The 24,932-nt window shown below is 64.9% G+C and carries 23 protein-coding genes and 2 pseudogenes; 24 read left to right on the forward strand and 1 reads right to left on the reverse strand.

Going from position 1 to position 24,932, the window contains the following annotated elements:
• Positions 1-94 precede the first annotated feature (94 nt).
• From AC1Q6V_RS18100 to dmpG, 17 genes are all read left to right on the forward strand, one after another.
• Entirely contained in the window at positions 95-1,213 is a 1,119-nt protein-coding gene (locus AC1Q6V_RS18100) for a muconate/chloromuconate family cycloisomerase (RefSeq protein ID WP_010810424.1), read from the forward strand.
• A gap of 65 nt (positions 1,214-1,278) precedes the next feature.
• Positions 1,279-2,274: a tripartite tricarboxylate transporter substrate binding protein gene (locus AC1Q6V_RS18105; RefSeq protein ID WP_454749410.1), complete on the forward strand. Its 996-nt coding sequence runs from the start codon at positions 1,279-1,281 to the stop codon at positions 2,272-2,274.
• 155 nt (positions 2,275-2,429) lie between these two features.
• A complete protein-coding gene (gene poxR, locus AC1Q6V_RS18110) occupies positions 2,430-4,157 on the forward strand; it encodes a phenol degradation transcriptional regulator PoxR (protein ID WP_010810422.1) in 1,728 nt (575 codons plus the stop codon).
• 502 nt (positions 4,158-4,659) lie between these two features.
• The gene (locus AC1Q6V_RS18115; RefSeq protein WP_010810421.1) at positions 4,660-4,884 is read left to right on the forward strand and encodes a phenol hydroxylase subunit; all 225 of its coding nucleotides are present in this window, start codon (positions 4,660-4,662) and stop codon (positions 4,882-4,884) included.
• A 50-nt stretch (positions 4,885-4,934) separates the two neighbouring features.
• Positions 4,935-5,930, forward strand: coding sequence for an aromatic/alkene monooxygenase hydroxylase subunit beta (locus tag AC1Q6V_RS18120; RefSeq protein WP_439669704.1), 996 nt, complete (start codon positions 4,935-4,937; stop codon positions 5,928-5,930).
• A gap of 32 nt (positions 5,931-5,962) precedes the next feature.
• A complete protein-coding gene (locus tag AC1Q6V_RS18125; RefSeq protein ID WP_010810419.1) occupies positions 5,963-6,244 on the forward strand; it encodes an MmoB/DmpM family protein in 282 nt (93 codons plus the stop codon).
• Between the two features lie 35 nt (positions 6,245-6,279).
• Positions 6,280-7,800, forward strand: a complete 1,521-nt coding sequence (locus AC1Q6V_RS18130) for an aromatic/alkene/methane monooxygenase hydroxylase/oxygenase subunit alpha (RefSeq protein ID WP_454749409.1) — start codon at positions 6,280-6,282, stop codon at positions 7,798-7,800.
• A gap of 32 nt (positions 7,801-7,832) precedes the next feature.
• The gene (locus tag AC1Q6V_RS18135; protein WP_010810417.1) at positions 7,833-8,192 is read left to right on the forward strand and encodes a phenol hydroxylase subunit P4; all 360 of its coding nucleotides are present in this window, start codon (positions 7,833-7,835) and stop codon (positions 8,190-8,192) included.
• 37 nt (positions 8,193-8,229) lie between these two features.
• Positions 8,230-9,297, forward strand: a complete 1,068-nt coding sequence (locus AC1Q6V_RS18140) for an NADH:ubiquinone reductase (Na(+)-transporting) subunit F (RefSeq protein WP_454749408.1) — start codon at positions 8,230-8,232, stop codon at positions 9,295-9,297.
• An 11-nt stretch (positions 9,298-9,308) separates the two neighbouring features.
• Positions 9,309-9,632, forward strand: a complete 324-nt coding sequence (locus tag AC1Q6V_RS18145) for a 2Fe-2S iron-sulfur cluster binding domain-containing protein (protein ID WP_454749407.1) — start codon at positions 9,309-9,311, stop codon at positions 9,630-9,632.
• Between the two features lie 71 nt (positions 9,633-9,703).
• Complete coding sequence (locus AC1Q6V_RS18150) at positions 9,704-10,639, forward strand: catechol 2,3-dioxygenase (RefSeq protein WP_011616670.1); 936 nt, start codon at positions 9,704-9,706, stop codon at positions 10,637-10,639.
• A 115-nt stretch (positions 10,640-10,754) separates the two neighbouring features.
• Positions 10,755-12,209: a 2-hydroxymuconic semialdehyde dehydrogenase gene (locus AC1Q6V_RS18155; protein ID WP_454749406.1), complete on the forward strand. Its 1,455-nt coding sequence runs from the start codon at positions 10,755-10,757 to the stop codon at positions 12,207-12,209.
• 9 nt (positions 12,210-12,218) lie between these two features.
• Positions 12,219-13,001 carry a 2-oxopent-4-enoate hydratase gene (gene dmpE, locus AC1Q6V_RS18160; RefSeq protein ID WP_454749405.1) on the forward strand — a complete coding sequence of 261 codons (783 nt, stop codon included), beginning with the start codon at positions 12,219-12,221 and terminating at the stop codon, positions 12,999-13,001.
• A 36-nt stretch (positions 13,002-13,037) separates the two neighbouring features.
• The gene (gene dmpH, locus AC1Q6V_RS18165; RefSeq protein ID WP_439672452.1) at positions 13,038-13,826 is read left to right on the forward strand and encodes a 2-oxo-3-hexenedioate decarboxylase; all 789 of its coding nucleotides are present in this window, start codon (positions 13,038-13,040) and stop codon (positions 13,824-13,826) included.
• Positions 13,823-14,041 carry a 2-hydroxymuconate tautomerase gene (thmT, locus tag AC1Q6V_RS18170; protein WP_255266301.1) on the forward strand — a complete coding sequence of 73 codons (219 nt, stop codon included), beginning with the start codon at positions 13,823-13,825 and terminating at the stop codon, positions 14,039-14,041. Before dmpH ends, thmT begins: the two co-directional genes overlap by 4 nt.
• A 24-nt stretch (positions 14,042-14,065) precedes the next feature.
• Positions 14,066-15,010 (forward strand): acetaldehyde dehydrogenase (acetylating), encoded by a 945-nt coding sequence (locus tag AC1Q6V_RS18175; protein WP_454749404.1) that lies wholly within the window; start codon positions 14,066-14,068, stop codon positions 15,008-15,010.
• A 17-nt stretch (positions 15,011-15,027) separates the two neighbouring features.
• Entirely contained in the window at positions 15,028-16,092 is a 1,065-nt protein-coding gene (dmpG, locus tag AC1Q6V_RS18180) for a 4-hydroxy-2-oxovalerate aldolase (RefSeq protein WP_454749403.1), read from the forward strand.
• Between the two features lie 111 nt (positions 16,093-16,203).
• Here dmpG and AC1Q6V_RS18185 read toward each other — a convergent pair whose 3' ends face one another.
• Positions 16,204-17,655, reverse strand: a complete 1,452-nt coding sequence (locus AC1Q6V_RS18185) for a serine hydrolase (RefSeq protein ID WP_454749402.1) — start codon at positions 17,653-17,655, stop codon at positions 16,204-16,206.
• Between the two features lie 336 nt (positions 17,656-17,991).
• On the opposite strand from AC1Q6V_RS18185, the gene AC1Q6V_RS18190 reads away from it, so the two are divergent.
• The 7 genes and pseudogenes from AC1Q6V_RS18190 to AC1Q6V_RS18220 all read left to right on the forward strand — a co-directional run bounded on the left by AC1Q6V_RS18190 (position 17,992) and on the right by AC1Q6V_RS18220 (position 24,768).
• Positions 17,992-18,957 (forward strand): threo-3-hydroxy-L-aspartate ammonia-lyase, encoded by a 966-nt coding sequence (locus tag AC1Q6V_RS18190; RefSeq protein WP_010810406.1) that lies wholly within the window; start codon positions 17,992-17,994, stop codon positions 18,955-18,957.
• Between the two features lie 75 nt (positions 18,958-19,032).
• Positions 19,033-20,262, forward strand: a complete 1,230-nt coding sequence (locus tag AC1Q6V_RS18195) for an RtcB family protein (RefSeq protein WP_011616675.1) — start codon at positions 19,033-19,035, stop codon at positions 20,260-20,262.
• A gap of 45 nt (positions 20,263-20,307) precedes the next feature.
• Positions 20,308-20,484, forward strand: a pseudogene (locus AC1Q6V_RS18200) (IS3 family transposase); the annotation flags it as partial.
• Between the two features lie 450 nt (positions 20,485-20,934).
• Positions 20,935-21,132, forward strand: a pseudogene (locus AC1Q6V_RS18205) (nucleotide sugar dehydrogenase); the annotation flags it as partial.
• 205 nt (positions 21,133-21,337) lie between these two features.
• Positions 21,338-22,606, forward strand: coding sequence for a flippase (locus AC1Q6V_RS18210; RefSeq protein ID WP_058698494.1), 1,269 nt, complete (start codon positions 21,338-21,340; stop codon positions 22,604-22,606).
• A complete protein-coding gene (locus AC1Q6V_RS18215) occupies positions 22,599-23,831 on the forward strand; it encodes an O-antigen polymerase (protein WP_454749401.1) in 1,233 nt (410 codons plus the stop codon). The genes AC1Q6V_RS18210 and AC1Q6V_RS18215 overlap by 8 nt, the downstream gene beginning before the upstream one ends.
• Positions 23,824-24,768 carry a glycosyltransferase family 2 protein gene (locus tag AC1Q6V_RS18220; protein WP_081050358.1) on the forward strand — a complete coding sequence of 315 codons (945 nt, stop codon included), beginning with the start codon at positions 23,824-23,826 and terminating at the stop codon, positions 24,766-24,768. The genes AC1Q6V_RS18215 and AC1Q6V_RS18220 overlap by 8 nt, the downstream gene beginning before the upstream one ends.
• Positions 24,769-24,932: the final 164 nt, after the last annotated feature.

Below are 24,932 nucleotides of genomic sequence, written 5' to 3' on the forward strand. Positions count from 1 at the left end.
CCTGTAGGGTATCGATCGAGACATCATCGGTCTTGGACGCCGGCAAAGTCAAGCCGCATACTTGGCTTCAATGATCAATTGGCATCGACAAGGTATGACCACGACTATCACTTCGGTGGAAGCCATCCTGGTGGACCTGCCCACCATCCGGGCACACCAGCTGGCCATGGCCACCATGCAGCAGCAGACGCTGGTGATCGTGCGGCTGCGCTGCAGCGACGGCGTGGAGGGCATCGGCGAGGCCACCACCATCGGCGGCCTGTCCTATGGCGACGAAAGTCCGGAAGGCATCAAGCTGACCATTGACACCTACCTGGCCCCCGCGCTGGCTGGCCAGGATGCCACCAACGTGCATGGCGCGATGGCGCGCCTGGGCAAGGTCGCGCGCGGCAACCGCTTCGCCAAGTCAGCGCTGGAGACCGCGTTGCTGGATGCGCAGGGCAAGCGCCTGGGCGTGCCGCTGGCCACGCTGCTGGGGGGCGCGGTGCGCTCGACCCTGCCGGTGCTGTGGACGCTTGCCAGCGGCGACACCGCCCGCGACATCGCGGAGGCCGAGCAACTGCTGGCCGAGCGCCGCCACCATACCTTCAAGCTGAAGATCGGCCGGCGCAGCGTGCGCGACGACGTGGCCCACGTGGCCGCGATCAAGCGCGCGCTGGGCGAGCGGGCGCGCGTCACCGTCGACGTCAACCAGGCCTGGAACGAGGCCGACGCCGCCACCGGCATCGCCATGCTGGAAGCCGCCGGCATCGACCTGATCGAGCAGCCCACTCCGCGTGAGCAGCGCATGGCGCTGGCCCGGCTGGCCGCGCGCTTCGTGGTGCCGATCATGGCCGATGAAGCGGTGTGCGGCCCGGAAGACGCGATGGAACTGGCGCGCATCGGCGGCGCCGACGTGTTCGCGCTGAAGATCGCCAAGGCCGGCGGCATCTTCGGCATGCTGCGCACCGCCGCGGTGGGCGACGCCGCCGGCATCGCGCTGTACGGCGGCACCATGCTGGAGGGCAGCGTCGGCACCATCGCCGCGGCGCATGGCTTCTGCACGCTGCCGCAGCTGGCCTGGGGCACCGAGCTGTTCGGACCGCTGCTGCTCAAGGACGATATCGTGCAGCAGCGCCCCGAGTACCGCGACTTCAGCCTGCACCTGCCTGAAGGCCCCGGCCTGGGGCTGGCGCTGGACGAAGACAAGCTGGCGCACTACCGGCGCGGCTGAACTGGCAGGCAACTTCCCCGCATGACGCGCTATATGCGCGGGGCGCATCAAGCAGTGAGGAGACTATGAAAACGTTATTCCAGCGGCTGGCAAGCACCAGCCGCGCAGGGGCGCTGGCACTGGCTGCCGGCCTGTCGTTCGCAGCGCCGGCCGCGCACGCGGCCTATCCCGACCATCCGATCCGCTGGATCGTGCCGTTCCCCGCGGGCGGTGCCATGGACAATATCGCGCGCACGCTGGGCGAAGACATGTCGCGCACGCTGGGCCAGGCCATCGTGGTCGAGAACCGGCCGGGCGCCGGCGGCAATATCGGCGCCGAACTGGTGGCGCGCGCGCCCGCCGACGGCTACACGATGATCATCGTTGCCAACGGCATGGCCGTGAACCCGGCGCTGTACGGCCGGCTGAGCTACGACCCGGTCAAGGACTTCGCGCCGGTGTCGCTGCTGGCGGTGGTGCCCAACGTGCTGGTGGCCAGCAAGGCGCGGCGCCAGGAAAGCACCGTCAAGGACGTGGTGGCGCACGCCAAGGCGGCGCCGGGCAAGTACACCTATGCCTCCGCGGGCAATGGCACCTCGATCCACCTGGCAGGCGAGCTGTTCACCTCGATGGCCGGCGTCGACATGCTGCATATCCCCTACAAGGGCAGCGGCCCGGCCATGACGGACCTGCTGGGCGGCCAGGTCGACTACATGTTCGACAGCATCACCTCGGCCAGGCCGCATATCGAATCGGGCAAGCTGACGGCGATCGCGGTCACCACCAGCAAGCGCTCCAGCGCGCTGCCCAACGTGCCGACGGTGGCGGAGGCCGGCCTGCCGGGCTATGAGCTGTCGCCGTGGTTCGCCGCCTTCGTGCCGGCGAAGACGCCGCAGCCGGTCATCGACGCGCTCAACCGCGCCATGCTCGAGGCGCTGCGCAAGCCTGCGGTGCAGAAGCGGCTGGCGCTGATCGGCGCCGAGCCGATCGGCAGTTCGCCGGCGGTGCTGCGCGAGCACCTGGCGAAGGAAACCGACAAGTGGGGTGTGCTGATCCGCCAGCGGGGTATCCGGGCGGATTGAGCGGCCCGGACCAACGCGGTTCATAGGGAGACCCCCCGGAAATGCTCCGGGGGAATGTCATTACCCTGCCCCCGTCTCCCTGGCACATAATGTGCGTAAGATGCCAGCCGAAAGGCACACTCGAGCGGATCACCCGCCGGCACTGAGGGGAGACAATGAGCAGTTCAACCGACAAGTTCTCGGCCACCATGCGCGATGGCCTGGCCGATCTTGCCCGCCGCCTGCGCTTCGCCATGGAAGAGGGTGCGATCTGGCTGGATGAGCAGCGCATGATCCTGATCCATACCGCCGCCCTGGGCGCGCTGCGCAAGGAACTGGTGGACACCCTGGGCATGGAGCGCGCGCGCGGCCTGTTCATGCGCATGGGCTTCCATTCGGGCATGCGCGATGCGGAGGTCGCGCGCAAGCTGCGCGCCGGCCACAGCGACTTCGGCCAGCTGGAGATCGGGCCCTGCCTGCATACCATCGAGGGGGTGGTGCGGGTCACGCCGGTCAAGGTCGACATCGACATCGCCGCCGGCATCTACGATGGCGAATTCCTGTGGGAAGACTCTTTCGAGGGCGACGTCCACCGCCAGCTGTTCGGCATCGTCGACGAGCCTGCCTGCTGGATGCAGATCGGCTACGCCACCGGCTACACCTCGGCGCTGATGGGGCGCACCATCCTGTACCGCGAGGTCGAGTGCATCGCCTGCGGCCATCCGCACTGCCGCATCATCGGCAAGCCGGTGGAAGCCTGGGAAGACGGCGCGCAGGCGCTGGCGCTGTACCAGCCCGATCCCGTGATCGAAACCATCATCGCCTTGCAGAGCGAGGTAGAGCACCTGCGCGCGCTGCAGGGCACCCCGGCCACGCCGGCCGACCTGGTCGGCACCTCGCCCGGCTTCCGTGCCGCCTGGGGCCTGCTGCAGCGGGCCGCGGCCAGCAACGTGACGGTGCTGCTGCTGGGCGAGACCGGCGTGGGCAAGGAGCGGTTCGCGCAGGCGCTGCACAGCGTGAGCGGGCGCGCCGACAAGCCCTTCATTGCCGTGAACTGCGCGGCGATTCCCGATGAGCTGATCGAGTCCGAGCTGTTCGGCGTGGAAAAGGGCGCCTTCACCGGCGCCAGCCAGTCGCGCCCCGGGCGCTTCGAGCGTGCGCATGGCGGCACGCTGTTCCTGGACGAACTGGGCGAGCTGTCCGCCTCGGCCCAGTCCAAGCTGCTGCGCGTGCTGCAGGAAGGCGAGGTCGAGCGCGTGGGCGGCACCGGCACGCGCAAGGTGGATGTGCGGCTGGTGGCCGCCACCAATGTCGACCTGGCCGAAGCCGTGAAGCAGGGCACCTTCCGCAAGGACCTGTACTACCGCCTCAACGTCTACCCGGTCACGATCCCGCCGCTGCGCGAGCGCCTGGACGACATCCGGCCGCTGGCCGAGCGCTTCGTGGCCCGCTACGGCGCGCGCCACGGCAAGCGCATCGTCGGCATCACCGACCGCGCGCTGGCCGAGCTGCGCCACTATGACTGGCCCGGCAATGTGCGCGAACTGGAGAACGTGATCGAGCGCGGCGTGATCCTGGCCAGCCAGGGCGGCCAGATCACGGCCGACCACCTGTTCCTGCCGGGCACCGTGGCACCGGTGGTGGATACCGCGCCGCGGCTGGGCGCGGGCGGCACCTTGCCAGACCTGCGCGAAGCCGCGGTCCATGCGCTGCTGGACCAGATGTCAGAGCAGCAGCTGGCGCTGGGCGACGTCGAGACCGTGCTGATGGAGGCGGCCATGCAGCGCGCCGACGGCAACATGAGCCAGGCGGCGCGGTTGCTCGGCATTACGCGGCCGCAGCTGGCGTATCGGTGGAAGATGCGCGGTACGCGTGCCGGTAACGGGCACGGCAACGGTAACTGACGCCGTTTCCTCGCCTCAAGTGCCGAGGGTTTGCTCCCCTCTCCCGCTTGCGGGAGAGGGAGCGCGCCGGTGGTCATCAACATCGATCGCGTCTTCCAAGCGCCTCGAATTCCAGCTTCTTCCCCACTTGATCATTTGATGCAGCCCCTCCGGGCCGCGCATCGGCCCGAAGTTGCCCGATGCTGCACCGCGCCAGCGATTTTTCCCTGCCAGATCAAGTCTTCTCACCCAGGTTGCCCACGCACGCTGCTGCGCCGCAGGGCAATCCCATCCGCATCTGCTCGCTGCCCGCAAACGCCCGCCCGGCGCGGCTTTTGATCATTTGATCAAGACCTGTGCGCAGCTTCATCAATTCATCGATGCGTTTCGCGCGGACCTTTCCGGGTTAACGCGCACGCTCGCCATCGCCAATTCCCCGTAACCCTTGTCCCACAACGCTTCGCGCTTGCTGGCACGGTCTTCGCAGTAAGGCCTGCGTCCAGCCAACGCAACGGAGCGCGCCATGAACACCCCGTCGGTTCCCCTGTTCGAAGCCACGCCGCGCTATGTGCGGGTCGAGGGCCGCACCCCCGAAGGGTTTGTGCAGTTCGCCTTCAGCGTGGCCGACCCGGAGCTCAACGTCGAACTGATCATGCCGGAACCGATGTTCGAAGCCTTCTGCTGCGTCAACCGCGTGCGCTTCCTGCCCCCGCTGGAAACCGCGCCGCAGCCGCAAGCCGACGACTGACGCCGCAGCCACCGCATCACAAAGAGAGAAGGGATACAGGAGACCAAGCGATGCAAGTCGATATCAAGACCCAGCAGATCCAGCCGCTGCGCCAGACCTACGGCCATGTCGCGCGCCGCTTCGGCGACAAGCCGGCGTCGCGCTACCAGGAGGCGACCTACGACGTGCAGTCTGAGGTGAACTTCCACTACCGCCCCACCTGGGACCCAGGCTTCGAGCTGTATGACAAGCGCCGCACGGCGATCGTGATGCAGGACTGGTACGCGCTGAAGGACCCGCGCCAGTTCTACTACGGCGCCTACGTGACCGCGCGTGGGCGCCAGCAGGATGCAACCGAAAAGAGCTTTGCCTTCGTCGAGAAGCGCGGGCTGCTGCAGGCGCTGCCGGCCGAATGGCAGGAACGCCTGGCCGTTGGCCTGCTGCCGCTGCGCCATGTGGAGTGGGGCGCCAACATGAACAACTTCTACTGCGCCGACTATGGCTGGGGCACGGCCATCACGCAGGCCTGCACCTATTGCGCGATGGACCGCCTGGGTATCGCCCAATACCTGTCGCGCATCGGCATGCTGCTGGACGGCAATACCGGCGTGGCGCTGGAGCGGGCCAGGGTGGCCTGGCTGGAGAGCGCCGCGTGGCAGCCGCTGCGCCGCTTTGTCGAGCACACCTTTGTCACCGGGGACTGGTTCGAGACCTTCGTCGCACAGAACCTGGTGCTCGACGGACTGCTCTACCCGCTGGTCTACCAGCATGCCGACGCGGTGATCGCGCGCGCCTGCGGCACCGGGCTGGCGGTGCTGACCGAATTCATGAACGACTGGCGCGACGAGCACGCACGCTGGGTCGATGCCGTGATCCAGGCCGCAGCGGCCGAGTCCGACGCCAACCGCGCGCTGCTGTCGGGCTGGGCGCGCGCCGCCTGCGCCGAGGTGGCGCAGGCGCTGGTGCCGGTGGCCGATGTGCTCACCGGCGAAGACGGCGCGCAGATGGTGGCGCTGTGCCGCGAGCAGTTCGAAGTCCGCCTGGGCAGGCTCGGCCTGGCTGCCTGATCCGCCCACGACGTACCCCACGGAGACACGCCATGTCAGCCACCGCTGCCAACGTCTATATCGCCCTGCAGAACAACGACGACACCCGACCCATCATCGACGCCATCACCGAGGCCAACCCGCATGCGGTGGTGTCGCAGTTTCCCGCCATGGTCAAGATCGACGCCCCCGGCCACCTGACCATCGTGCGCGAACTGGTGGCCGGCAAGCTCGGCCGCGACTGGGACCTGCAGGAGATCCACCTTAACCTGATCTCGCTGTGCGGAAACATCGACGAAGACGAAGACGCCTTCACGCTGCGCTGGAACGCCTGACCGGGCAGCGGCACACAGAACATCACGGAGACATCATGGACGCACGCAAGAAGCTCAACCTGCGCGAGAAGTACGCCTCGATGACGCGGGACCTGGCCTGGGAAACGACCTACGAGCCGATGGACAAGGTCTTCCCGTTCGACAAGTACGAGGGCATTCGCATCCACGACTGGGACAAATGGGAAGACCCGTTCCGCATGACCATGGATGCCTACTGGAAATACCAGTCGGAGAAGGAGCGCAAGCTGTACGCGATCATCGACTCGTTCGTGCAGAACAACGGCCACCTGAACGTATCCGACCCGCGCTACCTGAACGCGCTGCGGCTGTTCCTGACCGGCGTGACGCCGCTGGAATACGCCGCCCACCGCGGCTACGCGCACCTGGGCCGGCATTTCCGCGGCGCCGGCGCGCGCGTGGCGGCGCAGATGCAGTCGGTCGACGAGCTGCGCCACGCCCAGACCCAGCTGCACACGCTGTCGGTCTACAACAAGTACTTCCACGGCTTTGGCGAATGGCGCCACATGCACGACCGGGTCTGGTACCTGTCGGTGCCCAAGTCCTACTTCGAGGACGCGATGAGCGCGGGGCCGTTCGAGTTCATCACCGCGATCTCGTTCTCGTTCGAGTATGTGCTGACCAACCTGCTGTTCATGCCGTTCATGTCCGGCGCCGCCTACAACGGCGACATGGCCACGGTGACCTTCGGCTTCTCCGCGCAGTCCGACGAGTCGCGCCACATGACGCTGGGCCTGGAAGTGGTCAAGTTCCTGTGCGAGCAGGACCCCGGCAATATCCCGATCCTGCAGAAGTGGCTGGACAAGTGGTTCTGGCGCGGCTTCCGACTGCTCACGCTGGTCGGCATGATGATGGACTACATGCTGCCCAAGCGCGTGATGTCGTGGGCCGAGGCCTGGGAGATGTACTTCGAGCAGGCGGGCGGGGCCCTGTTCAAGGACCTGGAGCGCTACGGCCTGTGCATGCCCAAGTACCACGAAGTGGCCACCAGGACCAAGGACCGCATCACGCACGAGGCCTGGGCCACCTTCTACAACTACGCGGGCGCCGCCGGCTTCCACACCTGGGTGCCCAAGGCCGACGAGATGGCATGGCTGGCCGAGAAGTACCCCCAGACCTTCGAGCGCTACTACAAGCCGCGCCTGGACCACTGGCAGGAGCGCCAGCAGGCCGGCGACCGCTTCTACAACACCACGCTGCCGATGCTGTGCCAGACCTGCCAGATCCCGATGGTGTTCTCGGAGCCGGACGACCCGACCCAGACCTGCTACCGCGAAAGCAGGTACCACGGCATGAAGTTCCATTTCTGCTCGGACGGCTGCAAGGACATCTTCGACGACGAGCCCGCCAAGTACGCGCAGGCCTGGCTGCCGGTGCACCAGATCTACCAGGGCAACTGCGGCGGCGCCACGCTGGAGGACGTGCTCAAGTGGTACCGGCTGAACCCGGGCGCTGACAACCTGGACTTCGAGGGCTCGCAGGACCAGCGCAACTGGAACGCGTGGAAGGGCATCTGGCCTGCCGCGGACGCCGCCTGAAGCGGCCCCCATCACAAGACAAGGAGACAACCATGCCCGTCGTATCCATCGGCGACTACGCCTTCGAGGCGGCCGACCGCGAGGCCGTGTTCCACGGCAACCGGCTGCTCTATATCGGCTGGGACGGCCACCTGCTGTTCTGCGCGCCGCATTGCTTCCCGTTCCCGCCGTCGATGCCGCTGCGCGACGTGGTCGACAAGGTGCTGCCCGGCGTCTACGGCTACCACCCCGACTTTGCCCGCATCGACTGGGGCCAGGTGCAGTGGCTGCGCGGCGGCCAGCCCTGGCAGCCCGACCTGGACCGCTCGCTGGAAGAGAACGGCCTGGGCCACAAGGACGTGATCCGCTTCCGCACGCCGGGGCTGGACGGCATCGGCGGCAGCCGCAGCTGAGGCGCATGGTCGAACGCACCACCGGAAGGAGACCAAGATGTATTCGCTGACCATTGAACCGATCGGGCAGACCATCCCCATCGCTCCCGGGCAGACCGTGCTGGACGCCTGCCTGCGCAACGGCGTGTGGCTGCCCCATGCCTGCTGCCACGGGCTGTGCGCCACCTGCAAGGTGCAGGTGGTGGACGGCGAGGTCGAGCAGGGCGAGGCCTCCAGCTTCGCGCTGATGGATTTCGAGCGCGACAACGGCCAGTGCCTGGCCTGCTGCGCGACCGCGCAGTCGGACCTGGTGATCGAGGCCGACATCGAGGAAGACGCCGATGCGCTGGGCCTGCCGCTGGCCGACTATCGCGCCGAAGTTGTCGAGACGCGCGCCCTGACGCCCACCATCCTGGGCATCTGGCTGCGTGTGAAGGATGGTGGACGCACGACCTTCCAGGCCGGTCAGTACGTCAACCTGAACGTGCCGGGCTGCGACCAGCCGCGTGCGTTCTCGCTGGCCAACGCGCCGGGCGACGAGCTGGTCGAGCTGCACGTGCGGCGCGTGCCGGACGGGCAGGCCACCGGGTACCTGCACGACCAGCTGGCGGTCGGCGACGAATTGTCGTTCTCAGCGCCCTATGGCCGCTTCTTCGTGCGCAAGTCGGCGCAGGTGCCGATGCTGTTCCTCGCGGGCGGCTCCGGCCTGTCCAGCCCGCGCGCGATGATCCTGGACCTGCTGGCCGCCGGCGAGACCCTGCCGATCACGCTGGTGCAGGGCGCGCGCAACCGCGGCGAGCTGTACTACGACGCCGAGTTCCAGGCACTGGCGCAGGCCCACCCCAACTTCCGCTACGTGCCCGCGCTGTCGGACGAACCCGCCGACAGCGGCTGGAGCGGCGCGCGCGGCTACGTGCATGACGTGCTGCACCAGCTCTACGCGCAGGACGGCAATGCCGACTTCCGCGGCCACAAGGCCTACCTGTGCGGGCCGCCGCCGATGATCGAGGCCTGCATCCGCACGCTGATGCAGGGCCGGCTGTTCGAGGCGGATATCCACACCGAGAAGTTCCTGTCCGCGGCCGATGCGCAGAACAGCGCGCGCAGTCCGCTGTTCAAGATCTGAGGAGGCCGGCCATGCATACCGTCGAGATCGCCGGCAGCGGGCTGCGCTACCCCTGCGCGCCCGAGCAGAACCTGCTGCGGGCCATGGAAGTGCTGGGCCAGCGCGGCATCCCCGCCGGCTGCCGCGGCGGCGGCTGCGGCGTGTGCAAGGTCCGCATCGAAGCCGGCGACTTTCACGCCGGAAAGATGAGCCGCGCCTGCCTGTCCGAAGCGGAGCAGCGCGACGGACTGGTGCTGGCCTGCAAGACCTACCCGGACAGCGATATCCGCCTGCGGCCGGTGGCCCTGCTGCAGCGCTGCCTGGAAAAGCAGCGGTGGCGCGAACAGGGCCGGTAGCACGCAAACGAAGCACAAACAAGGAAGGTGGCACCCACACAACGCCACCCCACCACACCAGGAGACCCATCATGGCATTGACAGGCGTATTGCGACCGGGGCACGTAGCCCTGCGCGTGCTGGAGCTGGAACCGGCGCTGAAACACTACACCGAGGTACTCGGCTTGATCGAAACCGCGCGCGATGCGCAGGGCCGGGTGTTCCTGAAGGCATGGGACGAGCACGACCACCACAGCGTGGTGCTGCGCGAGGCCGACAGCCCGGGCATGGACTACATGGGTTTTCGCGTCGACAGCGGCCACACGCTGGAGCGGCTGGCGCAGGAGGTGGAGCAATCCGGCCTGGCCAGCGATTGCAAGTGGATCGCCGCGGGCGAGCACCCGCATACCGGCGTGCGCTTTCGCTTCACCATCCCGACAGGGCATGCGATCGAACTCTTTGCCGACAAGGACAAGCTTGGCTGCAAGACCGGCGACCTCAATCCCGACCCGTGGCCGGACGACCTGCGCGGCATGGCGCCCAGCCGCTTCGACCACTGCCTGCTGTATGGCGACGATGTCGACGGCACCGTCAAGTTGTTCCGCGACGTGCTGGGCTTTTCTCTGGCCGAGCAGGTCGTGGCCGGGGCCGACGGCGAGATGCTGATCGGTGCCTTCCTGACCTGCTCGAACAAGGCGCACGACATTGCCTTTATCCGCCACCCGGAGAAGAACCGCTTCCACCATGCCTCGTTCCTGCTTGATAACTGGAGCGAAGTGTTGAAGGCGGCCGACATCATCTCCAAGAAGGACGTGTCGCTCGACATCGGCCCGACCCGTCACGGCATTACGCGTGGCGCGACGATCTACTTCTTCGATCCCTCGGGCAACCGCAACGAGGTCTTCTCCGGCGGCTATATCCACTACCCGGACAAGCCCACCATCACCTGGACCGACAACGAGCTGGGGCGCGCGATCTTCTACCACGACAGGAAGCTGAACGAAGCGTTCTTGAATGTGCTGACCTGAGCGCGAACGCTCGCCTCCCGCTCGTTTGCTCCCTCTCCCGCTTGCGGGAGAGGGAGCACCCCATCGATGAGCGGAGGATTGCCGTGCACGAATGCTTCAATACCAGAGAAACAACATGAAAGACTTCAAGAACTTCATCAACGGCGAGTGGGTCGGCACCGCGCGGACCTTCGAGAACCGCAATCCGGCCGACAACAGCCTGATCGGCCACGTGCACGAGGCCGGACAGGCCGAGGTCGACGCCGCGGTGCGGGCCGCGCGCAGCGCGCTGCAGGGACCGTGGGGCCGCATGACGGTGGCGCAGCGGGTCGAGCTGCTGCACGCGGTGGCCGACGGCATCAACCGCCGCTTCGACGAATTCGTGCAGGCCGAGATTGCCGATACCGGCAAGCCCTTCGGGCTGGCCAGTCATGTCGACATCCCGCGCGGCGCGGCCAACTTCAAGGTCTTTGCCGACCTGATCCGCAACGTGCCGACCGAAAGCTTTGCCATGGACACGCCCGACGGCGGCAAGGCCATCAACTACGCGGTGCGCAGCCCGCGCGGCGTGATCGGCGTGGTGTGCCCGTGGAACCTGCCGCTGCTGCTGATGACATGGAAGGTCGGGCCGGCGCTGGCCTGCGGCAACACCGTGGTGGTCAAGCCCTCGGAGGAGACCCCCGCCACCGCGACGCTGCTGGGCGAGGTGATGAACGAGGCCGGCGTGCCGCCCGGCGTCTACAACGTGGTGCACGGCTTTGGCCCGGATTCGGCCGGCGCGTTCCTGACCGCGCACCCGCAGGTCAACGGCATCACCTTCACCGGCGAGACCCGCACCGGCGAGGCCATCATGAAGGCAGCGGCCAACGGCGTGCGGCCGGTGTCGTTCGAGCTGGGCGGCAAGAACGCGGGCATCGTGTTCGCCGATGCGGATTTCGACAAGGCCGTGGCCGGCATCACGCGCTCGGCGTTCGAGAACAGCGGCCAGGTGTGCCTGGGCACCGAGCGCGTCTACGTGCAGCGGCCGATCTTCGAGCGCTTTGTCGCCGCGCTGAAGGCGAAGGCCGAGGGCCTGAAGCTGGGTCGGCCCACCGAGCCCGGCGTGAACATGGGCCCGCTGGTGTCGCATGAGCACCGCGACAAGGTGCTGTCCTACTACCGCAAGGCCGCCGGGGCCGGCGCCACCGTGGTCACCGGCGGCGGCGTGCCGCAGATGCCGGGGGCGCTGGCCGAAGGCGCCTGGGTGCAGCCCACCATCTGGACCGGCCTGCCGGAAAGCGCCGCCGTGATCCGCGAGGAGATCTTCGGGCCGTGCTGCCATATCGCCCCGTTCGACACCGAAGAGGAAGTCATCACGCTGGCCAACGACAGCCCGTACGGCCTGGCCGCCACGGTCTGGACCGGCGACCTCGGCACCGCGCACCGCATGGGCAGCGCGCTGGACGTTGGCATCTGCTGGATCAATGCCTGGTTCCTGCGCGACCTGCGCACCGCCTTTGGCGGCGCCAGGCAGTCCGGCATCGGCCGCGAGGGCGGTGTCCATTCGCTCGAGTTCTACACCGAGCTGCGCAACGTCTGCGTCCGCCTGTGAGGTCCCGTCATGCATAACGAACTTATCCTTGAGATCGGCGCCGGCCTGCACCATGCGCTGGCCTCCCGTCGCCCGGTGGCGCCGCTGACCGAATCGTGGCCGGAGCTGAGCATCGACGATGCCTACCGCATCCAGCTGGCGATGGTGCAGCATCGGCTCGACGCCGGCGAGCGCGTGGTCGGCAAGAAGATCGGTGTGACCAGCCGCGTGGTGATGGACATGCTCGACGTGCGCCAGCCCGACTTTGGCCACCTGCTGTCCGGCATGGTCTACCCCGACGGCGCGGCGATTCCCGCCGACACCCTGATCGCGCCCAAGGCCGAAGGCGAGATTGCCTTCGTGCTGAAGGAAGACCTGGAGGGGCCGGGCGTGACCAATGCCGACGTGCTGCGCGCCACCGCCTATGTGCTGCCCTGCTTCGAGATCGTCGACTCGCGCATCCGCGACTGGAAGATCCGCATCCAGGACACCGTGGCTGACAACGCATCGTCAGGCGTGTTCGTGCTGGGCGATGCCGCGGTGGACCCGCGCAGCGTGGACCTGGGCACGGTCGGCATGACGCTGGAGAAAAACGGCGAGATCGTCGCCACCGGCGCCGGCGCGGCCGCGCTCGGGCATCCCGTCAATGCGGTGGCGTGGCTGGCCAATACGCTTGGCCGGCTGGGCATTGGCCTGAAGCGGGGCGAGGTGATCCTGTCCGGCTCTCTTGCCGCGATGGTGCCCGTAACCGCCGGCGACCAGCTGCGCATCAGCCTGGGCGGCATCGGCTCGGCCGGCGTGCGCTTCGCCTGAACCCGACCCATTTTTCAATTCAGCGCAGGACATGCCATGAACCTGACACACGACACCATTGCCCGGCTCGCCGAGCACCTGGAGAACGCCGAGCTGCAGCGCGAGGCGGTGCGCAAGATCACCGACGCATACCCGGACATGGACTGGGACGACGCCTACGCCATCCAGGACGCCATCCGCGCGCGCAAGGAGGCGCGCGGCACCCGCATCGCCGGGCTCAAGATGGGCCTGACTTCGTTCGCCAAGATGCGCCAGATGGGCGTGAGCGACCCGGTGTACGGCTTCCTCACCGACTATGGCGCCTGCATGGACGGCGCCGCCATCGATACCGGCACGCTGATCCATCCCAAGGTGGAAGCCGAGATCGCCTTCGTGCTGAAGGCGCCGCTCAAGGGGCCTGGCTGCCATATCGGCGACGTGCTGGCCGCGACGGACTTCGTGGTGCCGGCGGTGGAGGTGATCGACTCGCGCTACGAGAACTTCCGCTTCGACCTGAAGAGCGTGATTGCCGACAACACCTCGTCGGCGCGCTTCGTCGTGGGCGGCACGCACCGCGGCGCCGAGGGGCTGGACCTGAAGAACCTGGGCGTGGTGCTGGAGAAGAACGGCGAGGTGGTGGCCACCGCGGCCGGCGCGGCGGTGCTCGGGCATCCGGCCAACAGCGTCGCCATGCTGGCCAATATGCTGGGGGCGCGCGGGCGCGAGCTGCCGGCGGGCACCTTCATCATGACCGGCGGCGTGACCGAGGCCATCGCGGTGGCGGCCGGCGACAACATCACCGTTCGCTACCAGCACCTGGGCACGGTATCGATGCGCTTCACCTGAACCGCGTAGCAAGGAGACACACCATGCCAATCATGCAGGTCTTCCTGATCGAAGGCCGTACCGACGAACAGAAGGCGCGCCTGATCCGCGCGCTCACCGATGCCGCGGTCGAAGCGGTGGGCGCACCGGTGGAAACCGTGCGCGTGATGATCACCGAGGTGCCGAAGGCGCAGTTCGGCATCGGCGGCAAGACCGCCACGGAACTGGGCCGCTGACGCCCACGCGATAAGGATAACGACATGGACATGAAAGCAAGCGGCCGCCACAAGGTGGCCATCATCGGCTCCGGCAATATCGGCACCGACCTGATGATCAAGGTAATGCGCCACGGCCGGAGCCTGGAGATGGGCGCCATGGTGGGCATCGATGCCGCGTCGGACGGGCTGGCCCGCGCCGCGCGCCTGGGCGTGCCGACCACGGCCGAGGGCATCGACGGGCTGGTCGGCATGCCGGGCTTCGGCGATATCCGCATCGCCTTCGATGCCACCTCGGCCGGTGCTCATGCGCATCACAACCGCGTGCTGCAGCAGCACGGCGTGCGCGTGATCGACCTGACGCCGGCGTCGATCGGCCCGTACGTGGTGCCCGTGGTCAACCTGGACCAGCACCTGGATGCCCCCAACATCAATATGGTCACCTGCGGCGGCCAGGCCACCATCCCCATGGTGGCGGCGGTGTCGCGCGTGGCCAGAGTGCACTACGCCGAGATCGTGGCGTCGATCTCGAGCAGGTCGGCCGGGCCGGGCACGCGCGCCAATATCGACGAGTTCACCGAGACCACCAGCCAGGCGCTGTGCTCGGTGGGCGGCGCCGCGCGCGGCAAGGCCATCATCGTGCTCAACCCGGCGGAACCGCCGCTGATGATGCGCGACACGGTCTTCACCTTGTCGGAGGACGGCGATGAAGCGGAAATTGCGGCGAGCGTCGAAGCGATGGCGCAGGCAGTGCAGGGCTACGTACCGGGTTACCGGCTCAAGCAGCGCGTGCAGTTCGAGCGTATCGCCGCGTCGGCGCCATTGAATATCCCCGGCCTGGGACCGATGAGCGGGCTCAAGACCTCGATCTTCCTGGAAGTGGAGGGCGCCGCCCATTACCTGCCGGCCTATGCCGGCAACCTCGACATCATGACCAGCGCCGCACTGGCCTGCGCTGAGCGCCTGGCCGAGACCCGGCTGTCCGCATGAGCCGCAGGGAGACAAAGATGACCGCACAACCCACCAAGAAGCTCTACATCTCGGACGTGACGCTGCGCGACGGCAGCCACGCCATCCGCCACCAGTACAGCCTGGAGCACGTGCGCCGCATCGCGGCCGCGCTCGACGCCGCGCGCGTGGATTCGATCGAGGTCGCGCACGGCGACGGGCTGTCGGGCTCCAGCTTCAACTACGGCTTTGGCGCCCATACCGACCTGGAATGGATCGCCGCCGTGGCCGAGACCGTGCGCCATGCCCGCGTGGCCACGCTGCTGCTGCCGGGCGTGGGCACCGTGCACGACCTGCGCGCCGCCTATGATGCCGGCGCGCGCGTGGTGCGCGTGGCCACGCACTGCACCGAAGCCGATGTCTCGCGCCAGCACATCGAATATGCGCGCGAACTCGGCATGGACACCGTCGGCTTCCTGATGATGAGCCACATGACCACGCCCGCGGCGCTGGCGCAGCAGGCGAAGCTGATGGAAAGCTACGGCGCCCAGTGCGTGTATGTGGTCGATTCCGGCGGCGCGCTGGGCATGCAGGACGTGCGCGAGCGCTTCCGCGCCTTCAAGGACGTGCTCAGGCCGGAGACCCAGACCGGCATGCACGCCCATCACAACCTGAGCCTGGGCGTGGCCAATTCCATCGTCGCGGTGGAAGAGGGCTGCGACCGCGTCGACGCCAGCCTGGCCGGCATGGGTGCCGGCGCCGGCAACGCCCCGCTGGAAGTCTTTATCGCCGCCGCCGAACGCCTGGGCTGGCTGCACGGCTGCGACCTCTACACGCTGATGGATGCCGCCGACGACATCGTGCGCCCGCTGCAGGACCGCCCGGTGCGCGTCGACCGCGAGACCCTGGCGCTGGGCTACGCCGGGGTCTATTCAAGCTTCCTGCGCCATGCCGAGGCCGCCGCGGCGCGCTACGGCCTGGGCACGGTCGACATCCTGGTCGAGCTGGGCCGGCGGCGCATGGTGGGCGGGCAGGAAGACATGATCGTGGATGTGGCGCTGGATTTGCTGGCGCGGCGCAGTGCTCAGGCGGGGCAGGCAGTGCCGTCGGCGGCGGTGGCCTGACCGTCGGCAGGCGCGGTCAGGGCGACGCCGGCGCGGCGCGCGCCGCAACGATCGCCAGCATCGGGCCGCTCACGCTCAATGGCCAGGGCCGGCTGCGCGGCAACCTGCGCGTCAGTCGGTCCCCGCCGTGGTCGCGTCGCCGCTTGCCATGCGGTGGAAGACAATATCGTCGACCAGCGGTTCCAGCGGTGCCGCAATGCGGTCGATGGTGCCTTCCCGATTGTAGAGGAAGGTGAGGGCCAGGTTGTCGGGATGGATTTCGGCGGGTTTTTCGGCGGTGGTGAACACATCGTAATGACGATGGGCGAGCTGGCCGGACATGCCGCGCCAGCGCCAGGAGAGTGCATCGCCATCGGTATCGATGGTGATCTGCCCGTAGGCGGGATGGGAGTAATCGCCGGCGTAGTCGTGCAGCGGATGGCTGGGAGCGGTGCCGGTGTGTTGCCGCGCCTGTCGTGCCGACTTGTCGACCCGCAGCTGCGCGAGCATTTCCTGGCGCCGGGCGCGCATGCGGCCGAGCCAGTCGATGGGCGCATGGCCGCGCAACTGGTCCAGGGCCGCATAGGTCAGCAGCGCGGTCACCGCGCTGGGTGCCCGGTTGGTCAGCACCGCAATGCCGATACGCCTGGATGGCATCAGCGTCATCAGCGCCGCCCAGCCCAGCCAGCTGCCGCTGTGCGAGACCGTGCGCTCGCCGCGGTATTGCTCGACCGTGAGGCCAAGGCCGTAATGCTGATCGCCGACCTCCGGGAACTCCGACATGCCGATATGCACGCCTGGCGTCATCATGTCGCGCACGATCGCCGGCGATAGCAGGGCACGCCCGCCAACCTTGCCTTCATCCAGCAGGCAGCGCATCCATTTCGCCAAGTCCTCCACCGAGGTGGCGAGGCCACCGGCCGGCTTCACAATGGAGGACCAGTTCGCACGCAAGCACTCGCTTGCAACCATCGTATGCGGGTGCGCGTGGTCGGGAGCGGCGGCCAGGGCCTCGGCGCAGAAACCGAAGCGTGAGAAGCCCAGCGGCCGCAGCAGGCGCTCCTCGGTGAAGTCCTCCCAGCGCTGGCCGCTGAGGCGCTCGGCCACATGGCCGGCGATCACGTAGCCAAGGTTCTGGTACTGCCAGGGTTCGCGCAGGTCACGGCTGGGCGCCAGGTGGCGCAGCCGTGCCAGCAGTTCGCCGGTTTCGAGGTCACCCGGGGTATGGAGCCAGTCGTGGCGCGGCATGCCGCTGTGGTGGCAGAGCAGGTCGCGCACCGTGATGCGCTCGGTGGTGACGGCATCGTGCAGCCGGAATCCCGGGATCAGGTCGCGCACGGGCGTGGCCCAGTCCAGCCTGCGCTCGTCCACCAGCAGGCCCAGGCCGGCCGCGGTGAAGGACTTGGTGATCGAGCACAGCATGAACTGCGTGGCCGTTGTCACCGGTGCTGATCCGGCGCTGTCGCGGACGCCGTAGCCCAGCATCAGGACGGGCTCGCCGTCGCGGATCACGGCCAGCGCAAGCCCGGGGATCTTCCAGTCCGCCATCGACTCTTCGACCAGTGCATCGAATCCGTTCAGCATGGGGCATTCCTGGGGGCATGGGCTCCGTATGCTGCCATGTCCTGGCGACGCAGTCATCGCCGGGTCGAAGTGACCGTGCCTTGCTTGCAACATCCCCAGCGTTGACAGCCATTCCTCCTGCTGGCCACGCCATGCCCCTCTCTCGTAGGGATCAGTTCGGCGCGTCGCGTCGTTAGCCAGCGCAACAGGAGCACGGACCGGGGTGCCGATACGCTGGCCACGCAGCGGCGCGCGGCGCACAGGCGGGCCGCGGCATAGCGCCACGCCGGGCCGGCCTGGCTGCAAGGTGGCCCCGGGGCGGGTAAACTGGCCGGTCCCAGCCTCCTTGCCACCGCCATGACCGCCCTGCCTATCTCCTTCGACGACGTCGCCGCCGCACACGAACGCATCCGCGCGGCGGCTCACCGCACCCCGGTGCTGACCTCCGCCACCGCGAACGTGGCCACCGGCGCGCAGCTGTTCTTCAAGGCCGAGAACTTCCAGCGCATCGGCGCCTTCAAGTTCCGCGGCGCCTACAACGCCATCGCCCAGTTCACGCCGCAGCAGAAGGCGGGCGGCGTGCTGGCGTTCTCTTCCGGCAACCATGCGCAGGCGATCGCGCTGTCGGCCCGGTTGCTGGGCGTGCAGGCGGTGATCGTGATGCCGCAGGACGCCCCCGCGATCAAGATCGAAGCCACGCGCGGCTATGGCGCCGAAGTGGTGCTGTACGACCGCTACCAGGACGATCGCGAAGCGCTGGGCCGGCGCATCGCCGCCGAGCGCGGCATGACGCTGATCCCGCCGTATGACCATCCGCACGTGATGGCGGGGCAGGGCACGGCGGCCAAGGAGCTGTTCGAGGAAACCGGGCCGCTGGACATGCTGGTGGTGTGCCTCGGCGGTGGCGGGCTGCTGTCGGGCTGCGCGGTGGCGGCCCGGGCGATGTCGCCCGGCTGCGCCGTGTACGGCGTCGAACCCGAGGCCGGCAACGATGGCCAGCGCAGCCTGCGCAGCGGCGAGATCGTCCGCATCGACACCCCGCGCACCATTGCCGACGGCGCGCAGACGCCGTTCCTGGGCAACCACACCTTTGCCGTGATCCGCGAGCTGGTGACGGACATCGTCACGGTGTCGGATGCGGAACTGGTCGACACCATGAAGTTCTTCGCCGGGCGCATGAAGATCGTGGCTGAGCCCACCGGCTGCCTGGCCGCCGCCGCGGTGCTGCACGGCAAGCTGGATGTGAAGGGCAAGCGCGTGGGGATCATCATCTCGGGCGGCAATGTCGACCTGGGCGCCTTCGGCAGCTTCCTGCTGGGCTGAGTCGGGCGGCAGGGAATCCTGGACTGGCCCTGGCCGTCTAACCTGCAATCCGCGACGACAAAGCCAGGGGCGGCCATGACGGACAAGCGCCACTATGACGTGCTGGACACCGGCGCCGGCAAGCCGGTCAAGCTGTGGACGCGCGGCGTCCCGGTGGAAGGCGCTGCCCGCGAGCAACTGCTGAACACGGCGCGGATGCCGTTCATCTTCCGCCATGTTGCGGTGATGCCGGATGTACATCTGGGCAAGGGCTCGACCATCGGCTCGGTGATCCCGACCGTGGGCGCGGTGATTCCCGCCGCGGTGGGCGTGGATATCGGCTGCGGCATGATGGCCGTGAAGACCTCGCTCACCGCCGCTGACCTGCCCGACAACCTCGGGCCGCTGCGCAGCGCGATCGAGCACGCCGTTCCTCACGGTCGCACCGCGCAGGGCGGGCGGCGCGACCAGGGGGCCTGGGGCTCGGCGCCGGCGCCCGTTGACGCGGCATGGGCCGAAATGGCGCCGGGCTTTCGCCGCATCACCGACAAGTATCCGCACCTGGCGCGCACCAACCATCGCAATCACCTGGGCACGCTCGGCACCGGCAACCACTTTATCGAGGTGTGCCTGGACGAGGCCCAGTCAGTCTGGTTCATGCTGCACAGCGGCTCGCGCGGCGTCGGCAATGCCATCGGCACGACCTTCATTTCGCTGGCGCAGCAGGACATGCGCAAGCACCTCGCCAACCTGCCGGACCGCGACCTGGCCTACCTGGTCGAAGGCTCCACGCACTACGAGGACTACATCTTCGCCGTGTCATGGGCCCAGGCCTACGCGCGCCGCAACCGCGAGCTGATGATGGAGGCGGTGCTGGCCGCTGCGCAGCGCGTGCTGCGCAAGCCCTTCCAGGCGCAGCTGGAGGCGGTCAACTGCCACCACAACTACGTGCAGAAGGAGCATCACTTCGGCGCCGACGTGCTGGTAACGCGCAAGGGCGCGGTCAGTGCGCGCGTGGGCGAGCTGGGCATCATCCCGGGATCGATGGGCGCGCGCTCGTTTATCGTGCGCGGCAAGGGCAATCCGGAGTCCTTCTGCTCATGCAGCCACGGCGCGGGGCGCACCATGAGCCGCAGCGAGGCCAAGCGCCGCTTCACCGTGGCCGACCAGGTGCATGCGACCGAGGGGGTCGAATGCCGCAAGGACGCCGCGGTGATCGACGAGATTCCGATGGCGTACAAGGACATCGACGCGGTGATGGCGGCGCAGGCTGACCTGGTGGAGATCGTGCACACGTTGCGGCAGGTGGTGTGCGTGAAAGGCTGAACGGCGGTTGCCCCCGCCGTGAGCGGCCTCTGGCAAGCCGGCGCTGCGGCGCCGGGGCTGATCCACCACTCCGACCGCGGCCGCCAGGCCTTCCAGACCAAGCTTGCTGGCTATGGCACGGCCTGCTCGGTGAGTCGCAAAGCGAATTGTTGGGACAATGCCCCCAGCGAAAGCTTCTTCAATAGCTTGAAGAACGAGCGCGTGCACGGCCAGCGCTACCGCCATGGCGCATGCGGGTGATTCTTGGTTCTCTTTACGACAGAGCGTACGGATTTTCATCGTTGTAACGGGCTCGCCCGGACGGGGAACTTATAGCGAGTTGCGCGTGTGGTTCAGCCGAATGGCTGATCCGCTGCCCCGGGCTTGCTGGAGCGTTTCCTGATCGAATCCAGACATACATCAGCAAAATATGTCGCGTTAGTGAAGAATTGCGCGTAGATAGCTATGGCCCCGGCATCTGGGCGAAGCACCAACGTGCGGACCGCCTGGCATTAACTTGCTACTGGACTTTCGCGCGGACATACCTTACTGACCGTGCGTCGATGGCGGCGTCGATGCGGCACCGAGGAAATGCTTGTATGTGGTGCCGCACATAAATACTCTCTGACGCTGCCAGCACCGCCGATAATTCTTGAAACAAGGGAAGGCGCCAAAACATCCATTTGTCCGGACCTGACCCACAAGGCTGAGATGCTGGGCTATCACCTGCAAGTCATTCTGGCCGGTCGTCGCATCAATGATGGCATGGCGGTGTGTGTGGCACAGCAGACGGTAAAGAAGATCATTCAGTCTGGAAGCGTGGTGAAGCGTGCGAAGGTGATCGTCCTAGGACTGACCTTTAAGGAGAATTGTGCGTATTTGCACAATAGCTCTTGGCGACGTTGCATATGGTAAGTCACCGAGATATCGGAACTTCCGTCCTGGTGATATACGCGATAGTCAGGTCGATATTGTGAAAGCCAGAAATCTAATTGGTTACGATCCGAAATATCGTGTCAGAACAGGCATTGAGCAGGCGATGCTATGGTATCTGATGAGATTGCGAGGCTCGATCTCAGGTTGAAATCGGTAGATCATGCGGCTATCCCATATTTCGTGGAATCTAGCTGGATTGGCGCTCCCATTACTCGTCGCCGCTGTCACGGTCCCGCAACTCATACAGAAACTCGGGAACGAACGGTTTGGGTTGCTGGCGCTGGCATGGGGATTGATCGGCTATGCGGGTGCGCTAGATCTCGGGATCGGTCGTGCACTGACGCAGTTGGTATCCAGTCTACGGGGCGCAGACGATCTAGCGGATATCCCGGACGTGCTGGCGACAGCGCGGCGGATTACTCTTGTGACAGGGCTGGTCGGTGGTAGTTTCGTCGCGGCGACCGCGTTGCTGGGTGGATACGCTTGGATCGATGCGCATGGTACCCCCCCTCTTGAGATCCGCTCGGCCATGATATTGCTAGCGATTGCGTTACCGGCACAGGCGATGAGTGCCACCTATCGCGGCATGAACGAAGCCTTTCTGAACTTCAAAGGCATTAGTTTATTGCGCGCGGGACTCGGCGTAATCAATTTTGGTGGGCCGTATCTGGTGACACTCTATACCAATCAACTTCCGTGGCTGATTGCAACGTTAGTAGTCAGTAGGGTTCTTGCTTTGTTCGCATTTGATCACTTGGCTGCCCGATGCATGCGGATTGGTGGGGTTGGATATAAGGGCGTCTATTCTTCGAAGATCGCGCGATCACTGTTCGCTTTCGGCGGATGGGTGACGGTCAGTAGCATAGTAAGCCCGATCTTAGTCCAAGCGGATCGTTTTGTTATCGCCTCGGTCATCTCTGCTGCAGCGGTGACTGTCTATGTTTTGCCGTACGAGATGGTGACGCAGAGCTTGATATTGGTAAGCTCAGTATCGTCCGTAATGTTCCCAACCTTGAGCCAGTTGATGCGTGAACGTCCTGGTGAGTGGCGCGCCTATTTTCGTCGCTGGCTATACATCATGATTGGATTAATGGCGGTGGTGAGCATATTAATGGCTTTGCTTTTGCCGGAGGTACTCTTATGGTGGATAAAGGATCATCTAAATTCCGAGTCAATTGTAATCGGTCAAGTGCTGTGCCTCGGAGTCTTTGCCAATGCGATCGGCTCCATGTTTTACGCGTTGATTCAGGCGGACGGGCGAGCCAATCTGACCGCAACATTGCACGTGATTGAATTGCCGTTTTTTGTTGTTGCGCTATATTTTCTCCTGGATAAGTACGGTATTCATGGTGCGGCTTGGGCCTGGGTGGGTCGCATGATTTTCGACGCCAGCGCGTTAGCATACTATTCCAGGAGGCGGAATGTTTGAGATATTGTTGCTCATTACGTTAGCGGGGTTGCTGACAGCGAGTCGGCGACAATTGGGATTCGGGAATCCATTTCAGATTTACTTCTTCGTTTGGTTCTTTTTGCTCTTTGGATATTATTTGTCTCGGGATACTTTTATCTCGGTTTCGGTAGAATTTATCATTATTATTTTGGCGGCAAAGCTTCTTGCGTTGTTTATTATGATCTCATGCTGTCTCCGACTTCAAGTGGGGAGCGCAGAAGTTTGGCGGCACGGGGTCATTGCGAGAAAGAGTAGATTTATTGACCTGGCGCAGCTAGTGGTGATCATTGCGCTCCCGTTCGTCTACGGGCGAGCTACGGAAATTGCGGATGGTGAGAGCATTTTTACTGTGTTGGGCTATATAAAACTCCGTGCGGCGATAACGGAGGATGGAGAGGGTTATGGGATATTGGCATACTTATGGGTACTTTCTTTTGTGACTACCTCTGTGTCGATATTTCTTTGCCGCCAATCAAATTTGGGAGGTGGTCGCCTGTGGCTTTCCGTTGCGGTGAGTCTATGTTACTGCTATCTCAGCACTGGTCGGACATACATCTTGTTCTTTTTGTGTCTGGCTCTTGTTCCGTTGATGAATGTTGGTGCAGTTCGTATGCGTGGGTTACTCATCGCGCTGGTTATCTTTGCGGCTTTATCGATATTTGTAGCGGCGATGACTGCGAAGGGGATTTCCGCGGATGAGGGTATTGCGGAGAATATTGAGTCTTTTCTCGAAAGCCTGAGAGGCTATGTGGTTGGTCCTTTTCTTGCATTTTCCCGACTTGTGGAATGGAATCCGGATTTAAGTTGGGGGGAGAATACGTTTCGCTTGTTTGTGTCCCTTCAATATGCCCTGGGTATTTCAGATAAGGCCCCGGTATCTTTGGTCAAAGGATATGCGTTCGTCCCGGATCCGACCAATGTTTATACGGTATACGAGGTTTATTTCCGAGACTTTTCGTACATCGGCGTGCTAATTCCACCGGTGTTTTTGATGGTGCACTATTGGCTGTATAGGAGAGCGCGTTCGAGCGGTGGAGTCTGGATCTTCTATTATTCGGCTTCGGTGTACCCGTTGGTGATGCAGTTCTTCCAGGATCAGTATTTTTCGTTGCTATCAACCTGGATTCAGGTCTGGTTTTGGTATTGGCTGTTTATGACACCGTACCGATTCAGATGGAAAAAGGGAGGTCCCGGTCATGCTTGATATTGTTCTGGTGAATTGGAATAGCCGAGGGCAACTCTCGGATGCAATCGCAAGCATTGTGCAGCATCACGGCGGACTGGTTAAATCGGTAATTATTGTCGATAATGCTTCAAGTGATGATTCTCTGTCGCTGGCAAAGGTGGTGGCGTCTAATTCACCATTTGATGTAAAGGTAATAGTTAATACCTGGAATCGCGGCTTTGGCGCGGCCTGCAACCAAGGCGCGGCGCTTGCTGAGGGAGAGTTTGTGCTCTTCTTGAATCCGGATGCGAGAATATTTTCCGAGTCGTTGCTCAGACCCTTGACTTACCTTAAGGAACCTGGGGCGGCGGACGTGGGGATTGTCGGTGTTTCACTTGTGGATGAGAAGAATCAAGTGGCTCGCAGTTGCTCGCGTTTTCCGACGGTGGCATCTTTTTTTGTCAACGCTACCGGACTTAATCGCCTTCCAGGCCTGCAGCGATGGACGCAAGCCATGGTGGAATGGCCTCACGATTCGAATAGGCAAGTAGACCAGGTGATAGGAGCTTTCTTTTTAATGCGTCGTGACCTATTTGTGGCACTGCACGGATTTGACGAACGATTCTTTGTTTACTTTGAAGAGGTTGATTTATCGCTACGTGCTCGTCAAGCCGGATTCCGGAGCATGTATATAGCTGACGTTCAGGCGTATCACGCCGGCGGCGGCACCTCGCAACAGGTAAAGGGGCATCGGTTGTTTTATTCTTTGCGTAGCCGCTTACTTTACGGGTTCAAACATTTCAAGCGGATGCCTGCGTGGACGTTGGTTTTTGTAACTCTTTGCTTGGAGCCGTTAAGTCGCATAGGTTCTTCGCTAATCGCCGGTAGAATTGATGATGCTCGCAATACGTTGATGGCCTATCGTATGCTGATTGCAGATCTCGGCGATATATTGATGAGGGCGAGCCGGCCGTGAAAGTAGTTGTGCGCTCTCGCTATGGGCCAGCGGGGGCGGAGGCGCTTGTATCAATTCCTGTCTGCGCTTCAAGCAAAGGCGTGGAACTCGTCATCGCTCCATTAGTGAGCGATGAAAAGCTGACGGAAAAATACCGCTCTGGTGGATACCGGGTAGCTAGCTTG

The sequence above is a fragment of the Cupriavidus sp. GW823-FHT07B10 genome, from assembly GCF_058794355.1.